This window comes from Streptomyces sp. NPDC054883, from assembly GCF_053610645.1.
In genome coordinates this window covers 1-5580 of sequence record NZ_JBSGYT010000099.1, presented here as the reverse complement: position 1 = coordinate 5580, position 5580 = coordinate 1, and the positions used below count along the sequence as shown (strand labels likewise).

Here is a 5580-nt window from a genome sequence, read left to right as displayed (position 1 = left end):
CCCGCGCCCGGACCCGGCCCCCACCCCCAGCCCCGCCGGCGCTTGAGGCGACAACCGGCCCCGCCCCACGGCACGGGCACCCCGCACGGAACCCGCAAAACGACCCGGCCAGGGCACCGGCCCCGCCCCACGCAACGGGCAACCCGCACGGGACCCGCAAAACGACCCGGCCAGGGCACCGGCCCCGCCCGACGCAACGGGCAACCCCCCGGCCCCGCAAAACACCCGGCCAGGGTCACGGTTCGCCGAAGCGGGCCAGTGCCAACGACCCCGCCACCGCTACCGCGAAGCCGGCCGCGGCCAGCCAGGTCAGACCCTCCCGGGGGGTGTCGCCGAGCCAGGCCACGCCCACCGCCGCCGGGCCGACCGTCTCGCCCAGGACCAGGCCCGCCGTCGCCGCCGTCACCGAACCCCGCTGGAGCGCCGACGTGAGCAGCAGGAACCCCGCACCCCCGCCCAACAGCAGCGCGTACACGGCCGCGTTGGTGAGGTCCACGCCGTCGATGAGGCGGACCGACACCTCCACCACCCCGAAGCCGGTCCCCGCCCCCAGCCCCAGCGCCAGCGCCCGCGCGCGGCCCGGGAGCCGGCCCGCCGCCGCCCCGGCGAGCAGCACCAGCACCGCCACCACCAGCAGCGCCGGCTTCAGCGCGGGCGGACCCGGCTGCGTGCCCTCCTCGCCCGAGGACAACCCCAGCATCACCAGCCCCGCGCACACCACCGCGACCGCCCACCACTCCGCCCGGCTCAGCCGCACCCGCAGCAGCCGCGCCGCGACCACCGCCGTCACCGCCAGGCTGGCCGCCAGCGCCGCGCCGACCACGTAGATGGGGATGTGCCGCAGCGCCACGATCTGCAGGACGAATCCGACCGCGTCCAGGCCCAGCCCCGCCACGTACCGCCACTGCCGGACCGCCCGCAGCAGCAGGGCCGCGTCCACCCCCGACCCCGTCCCCGGCGCCGTCGCCCGCGCGGCCACCGCCTGCAACACCGACGCCGTCCCGAAACAGACCGCCGCCCCCAGCGCGCAAACCATCCCAATCAGCACGAACAGACTGTAGGTCACCGTCGTGACAAGGGTGTGACGACGGCCGGATTCCATCCCCCCGCCACCCCGCTCTAGTCTGTCGGGCAAGCCACCCAGGGGGAGCGAACCCGTACATGGACACCACCAACGACACCACCACCCGGCGCCGCATGCGGTCCGGCGCCGTCGCCCTCGGCGGCATGGGCCTGCTCGCCGCCACCCTCGTGGCCTGCGGCAGCAGCGCGCCCGACAAGCGCTGCGCCGACCGCGCCACCTTGCAGAAGCTGGACGAGAAGGAGTGCAGGAGCAGCGGCGGCCGCGGCGCGTACTACTACGGCGGCGGCACCAGCAGCGGCAAGGTCAAGGGCGGCAGCTTCGACAAGTCCGCCGTCACCCGCGGCGGCATCGGCGGCCACAGCGGCTCCAGCGGCGGCTGAGGGAAGGCCCGGCCCCGTGAAGCGCCACACCATCGAGCCCCGCCCCGGCTGGCAGAAGACCGTCGAGGAGCAGGGCCTGATCTACCCCCTGACCCGCTACCCCGACGACTCCCTGCGGCCCTACTGGGACGAGAGCGCGTACTACTCCTTCTCCCTGCCCGAGGTCGAGGCGCTGGAGAACGTCGTCGAGGAACTGCACGCCATGTGCCTCGCGGCGGCCGCGCACATCGTCGAGCACGACCGCTTCGCCGACCTCGGCATCAACGATCCGGGGCTCGCCGCGCTGATCGCCGAGTCCTGGCGCCGTCGCGCCGAACAGCCGTCCCTGTACGGCCGGTTCGACCTGCGCTACGACGACTCCGGCGCCCCGGCCAAGCTGCTGGAGTACAACGCGGACACCCCCACCTCGCTGGTGGAGGCCGCGAGTCCGCAGTGGTTCTGGATGGAGGAACGCTTCCCCGGCGCCGACCAGTGGAACTCCCTCCACGAGCGCCTCGTGGAAGCGTGGCGCCGGCAGGCGGAGCTGCTGCCGCCCGGGCCCGTGCACTTCGCGCACTCCGAGACCGACGAGCTCGGCGAGGACCTGATGACGGTCGCCTACCTCCAGGAGACCGCCGAGCAGGCGGGTCTGGCCACGCACGCCCTGTCCGTCGAGCAGATCGGCTGGGACGGCCTCTCCGGCCGGTTCGTGGACGACAGGCTGCGGTTCATCCGCAGCTGCTTCAAGCTCTACCCGTGGGAGTGGCTGGTCGCCGACGAGTTCGGCCCGCAGGTCCTCGGCACCTACGACCACGGCGGCGGCTCCGGCAGCACCTGCTGGATCGAGCCGCTGTGGAAGATGCTGCTGGCCAACAAGGCGCTGCTGGCGATCCTCTGGGAGCTCTTCCCCGAGCACCCGAACCTGCTGCCCGCCTATCTCGACGGGCCGCGCGAGCTCGCGCACACCACCGGCTTCGCGGCCAAGCCGCTGCTCGGCCGCGAGGGCGCGGGGGTCACCTTGCACCCGGTGGGCGGGGAGCCGTTCGCGGCGGAGGAGGACGAGACGTACGTGTTCCAGGCCCTGGCCCCGCTGCCGGACTTCGACGGCAACCGGGTGGTGCTCGGCGCGTGGGTCGTCGAAGAGGAGGCGGCGGGGCTGGGCATCCGGGAATCGGCGGGGCCGGTCACGGACGAGTACGCCCGCTTCCTGCCCCACGTCATCCTGTAGTCGCGCGTACGGGCCTCAGACCGCGAGCACCGACCGCAGCTGGTCCAGGCCCCAGTCCAGGTCCTCCTTGCTGATGACCAGGGGCGGGGCGATCCGGATGGTCGAGCCGTGGGTGTCCTTCACCAGCACGCCCCGCTCCATCAGCTTCTCGGAGATGTCCCGGCCGGTACCGCGCGCCGGGTCGATGTCGACGCCCGCCCACAGCCCGCGACCCCGTACGGCGGTCACCGAGCCGCCGCCCACCAGCAGGTTCAGTTCCCGGTGCAGGTGGTCGCCGAGTTCGGTGGCGCGCTGCTGGTACTCGCCGGTCCGCAGCATCGCGATCACCTCCAGGGCAACCGCGCAGGCGAGCGGGTTCCCGCCGAAGGTGGACCCGTGTTCGCCGGGGCGGAACACCCCGAGCACGTCCCGGTCCGCGACCACGGCGGAGACGGGGACGACACCGCCGCCCAGCGCCTTGCCGAGGACGTACACGTCCGGCACGACCCCCTCGTGCGCGCACGCGAACGTCTCGCCGGTACGGCCGAGGCCCGACTGGATCTCGTCCGCCATGAACAGGACGTTCCGCTCGCGCGTGAGTTCCCGTACGCCCTGGAGGTAGCCGGCGGGCGGTACCAGGACGCCCGCCTCGCCCTGGATCGGCTCCAGCAGCACGGCCACGGTGTTCGAGGTCACGGCGTGGGAGAGCGCGGTGAGGTCCCCGTACGGGACGATCTCGAAACCGGGGGTGTACGGCCCGAAGTGGTCGCGGGCTTCGTGGTCGGTCGAGAAGGACACGATGGTGGTGGTCCGGCCGTGGAAGTTGTCGGCCGCCACCACGATCTTGGCATGGCCGTCCGGCACGCCCTTGACCTCGTACCCCCACTTGCGGGCGGTCTTGACCGCCGTCTCCACGGCCTCCGCGCCCGTGTTCATCGGCAGCACCATCTCCTTGCCGCACAGCGCGGCGAGTTCGGTGCAGAAGTCCGCGAAGCGGTCGTGGTGGAAGGCGCGGGAGGTGAGCGTGACCCGCTCCAGCTGCGCGCGGGCGGCGTCGATCAGACGGCGGTTGCCGTGGCCGAAGTTGAGCGCCGAATAGCCGGCGAGCATGTCGAGGTACCTGCGGCCCTCCACGTCGGTCATCCACGCGCCCTCCGCCGTCGCGACGACGATGGGGAGCGGGTGGTAGTTGTGCGCGCTGTGCGCGTCGGCGGTGCGGATGGCATCAGCAGTCTTCGACACGGGGTCTCCGATCGTCCGTCAGGCAGTCGACGAGGGTGGCGTCACTTTCCATGTTCGCTCGTATACCGGACGGAGAAACCTTTCTCGTGGCGCGCCCGCTAAGGTGGTCGGTACGCACGGCGACTGGCGCACGGAGAACGGACTCCGGGGGAGTCGTGCGCGCAGGACCGCACACAGGGCCGCTCGCCTGGGCCTCGCGGGGACGAGACCAGACATCGACCCCGGAGGACCGCCATGACAGCGCGCCGCCATCCCGCCCTGCACGCGACCGACCCCGAGCTGGCGTCGTTCGTCGCGGCCGAGGAAACCCTCCAGGCGGAGACGCTCCGCCTCATCCCGAGCGAGAACTACGTGTCCGCGGCGGTGCTGGAGGCTTCCGGCACCGTCCTGCAGAACAAGTACAGCGAGGGCTACCCGGGCCGCCGCTACTACGAGGGCCAGCAGAACATCGACCGGGTCGAGGCCCTCGCGATCGAGCGGGCCAAGGGTCTGTTCGGCGTCGACCACGCGAACGTGCAGCCGTACTCCGGCTCCCCGGCGAACCTGGCCGTGTACCTGGCCTTCGCGAAGCCCGGCGACACCGTGATGGGCATGGCCCTGCCGATGGGCGGGCACCTCACGCACGGCTGGGGCGTCTCGGCGACGGGTTCCTGGTTCCGGGGCGTGCAGTACGGAGTCTCCGCGGAGACCGGGCGGATCGACTACGACGCGGTGCGGGAGCTGGCGCTCGCCGAGCGCCCGAAGATCATTTTCTGTGGCGGTACCGCGCTGCCGCGCACGATCGACTTCGAGGTCTTCGCCTCGATCGCCAAGGAGGCGGGCTCGGTCCTGGTCGCGGACGTGGCGCACATTGCCGGCCTGATCGCGGGCGGGGCGCACCCCAGTCCGGCGGGCCACGTGGACGTCATCTCCACGACCACCCACAAGACGCTGCGCGGGCCGCGCGGCGCGATGCTGATGTGCCGGGAGGAGCACGCGAAGGCCATCGACAAGGCCGTCTTCCCGGGCCTCCAGGGCGGTCCCCACAACCAGACGACGGCGGGCATCGCGGTGGCGCTGCACGAGGCGGCGCAGCCGGCGTTCGTCACGTACGCGCACGCGGTCGTGGCCAACGCGAAGGCGCTGGCCGCCTCGCTGCTGGAGCGGGGCTTCGACCTGGTGTCGGGGGGTACGGACAACCACCTGATCCTGCTGGACCTGACCTCTCGGGGGGTGCCGGGCAAGGTGGCGGCGAAGGCGCTGGACCGGGCGGGGATCGTGGTGAACTACAACACGGTGCCGTTCGATCCGCGCAAGCCGTTCGACCCGTCGGGGATCCGGATCGGTACGCCGTCGCTGACGTCGCGGGGGCTGTCGGTGGAACACATGCCGGTGGTGGCGGAGTGGCTCGCGCGAGCGGTGGCCGCGGCCGCCGCCTCGAACGAGCGCGCCCTGTCCGCGATCCGCGCGGAGGTCTCGGACCTGATGTCCGCCTTCCCGGCCCCGGGCCTCCCCCTGGCCTGACGGCTCCCGCGCGTCCGGCCTCGCCGGCCTTGACCTGGGACCCGGGCCCGCAAACCCAGCCTCCCCGTCGTTTGAGGCGCGGGCCTGCCATCCAGCCTCCCCGTCGTTTGAGGCGCGGGCCTGCCATCCAGCCTCCCCGGAGTTTGAGGCCCGGGCCTGCCATCCAGCCTCGCCGGCGTTTGAGG

5 protein-coding genes and 1 riboswitch are annotated in these 5580 nt (G+C 72.7%); of the genes, 3 read left to right on the top strand and 2 right to left on the bottom strand.

The genetic code is table 11. The features are described from left to right. Window positions 1-235: 235 nt before the first annotated feature. Window positions 236-1036 (bottom strand): hypothetical protein, encoded by an 801-nt coding sequence (locus ACWGH1_RS34985; RefSeq protein WP_453355732.1) that lies wholly within the window; start codon window positions 1034-1036, stop codon window positions 236-238. Between the two features lie 125 nt (window positions 1037-1161). On the opposite strand from ACWGH1_RS34985, the gene ACWGH1_RS34980 reads away from it, so the two are divergent. Further along, window positions 1162-1464 carry a hypothetical protein gene (locus ACWGH1_RS34980; RefSeq protein ID WP_453355731.1) on the top strand — a complete coding sequence of 101 codons (303 nt, stop codon included), beginning with the start codon at window positions 1162-1164 and terminating at the stop codon, window positions 1462-1464. Window positions 1465-1480: 16 nt separating this feature from the next. Then, entirely contained in the window at window positions 1481-2671 is a 1191-nt protein-coding gene (locus ACWGH1_RS34975; protein ID WP_453355730.1) for a glutathionylspermidine synthase family protein, read from the top strand. Between the two features lie 15 nt (window positions 2672-2686). Here the strand turns inward: ACWGH1_RS34975 and rocD are convergent, their stop codons facing one another. After that, window positions 2687-3892, bottom strand: a complete 1206-nt coding sequence (gene rocD / locus ACWGH1_RS34970) for an ornithine--oxo-acid transaminase (RefSeq protein WP_453355729.1) — start codon at window positions 3890-3892, stop codon at window positions 2687-2689. A gap of 109 nt (window positions 3893-4001) precedes the next feature. Continuing rightward, a riboswitch (ZMP/ZTP riboswitch) is annotated at window positions 4002-4092 on the top strand. A gap of 34 nt (window positions 4093-4126) precedes the next feature. Here rocD and ACWGH1_RS34965 point away from each other — a divergent pair. Continuing rightward, window positions 4127-5395 (top strand): serine hydroxymethyltransferase, encoded by a 1269-nt coding sequence (locus ACWGH1_RS34965; protein ID WP_453355728.1) that lies wholly within the window; start codon window positions 4127-4129, stop codon window positions 5393-5395. Window positions 5396-5580: the final 185 nt, after the last annotated feature.